This window comes from Streptomyces sp. NPDC002795 (assembly GCF_042888725.1).
Classification (GTDB): domain Bacteria; phylum Actinomycetota; class Actinomycetes; order Streptomycetales; family Streptomycetaceae; genus Streptomyces.
Genome location: NZ_JBIAQB010000030.1, coordinates 1 through 1,175 on the forward strand (window position 1 = coordinate 1; position 1,175 = coordinate 1,175).

1 rRNA gene is annotated in these 1,175 nt (G+C 57.0%); it reads left to right on the plus strand.

What is annotated here, in order from left to right:
- Positions 1 to 1,175: ribosomal RNA gene (locus tag ACFYWS_RS39610) — 23S ribosomal RNA — on the plus strand; the annotation flags it as partial.

The window sequence follows — 1,175 nt, forward strand, 5'->3', positions numbered from 1 at the left end:
GTCGTGACTGCGTGCCTTTTGAAGAATGAGCCTGCGAGTTTGCGGTGTGTTGCGAGGTTAACCCGTGTGGGGAAGCCGTAGCGAAAGCGAGTCCGAACAGGGCGATTTAGTAGCGCGCTCAAGACCCGAAGCGGAGTGATCTAGCCATGGGCAGGTTGAAGCGGAGGTAAGACTTCGTGGAGGACCGAACCCACCAGGGTTGAAAACCTGGGGGATGACCTGTGGTTAGGGGTGAAAGGCCAATCAAACTCCGTGATAGCTGGTTCTCCCCGAAATGCATTTAGGTGCAGCGTCGTGTGTTTCTTGCCGGAGGTAGAGCACTGGATAGGCGATGGGCCCTACCGGGTTACTGACCTTAGCCAAACTCCGAATGCCGGTAAGTGAGAGCACGGCAGTGAGACTGTGGGGGATAAGCTCCATGGTCGAGAGGGAAACAGCCCAGAGCATCGACTAAGGCCCCTAAGCGTACGCTAAGTGGGAAAGGATGTGGAGTCGCAGAGACAACCAGGAGGTTGGCTTAGAAGCAGCCACCCTTGAAAGAGTGCGTAATAGCTCACTGGTCAAGTGATTCCGCGCCGACAATGTAGCGGGGCTCAAGCGTACCGCCGAAGTCGTGTCATTCATACAACAGGGCCAACGCCTGTATGGATGGGTAGGGGAGCGTCGTGTGCCGGGTGAAGCAGCACCGGAAGGTAGTTGTGGACGGTTCACGAGTGAGAATGCAGGCATGAGTAGCGATACACACGTGAGAAACGTGTGCGCCGATTGACTAAGGGTTCCTGGGTCAAGCTGATCTGCCCAGGGTAAGTCGGGACCTAAGGCGAGGCCGACAGGCGTAGTCGATGGATAACCGGTTGATATTCCGGTACCCGCTGTGACGCGAAAGACATCGAATCCAGTGATGCTAAGGCCGTGAAGCCGTTCCGGACCCTTCGGGGAATGGAAAGTGGTGGAGCCGCCGGCCCAAGCTGGTAGTAGGTGAGCGATGGGGTGACGCAGGAAGGTAGTCCAGCCCGGGCGATGGTAGTCCCGGGGTAAGGGTGTAGCCCGTCTTCCAGGTAAATCCGGGAGACATGAGGGTGAGACCTGATGCCGAGCCGATTGTGGTGAAGTGGATGATCCTATGCTGTCGAGAAAAGCCTCTAGCGAGTTTCATGGCGGCCCGTACCCTAAAC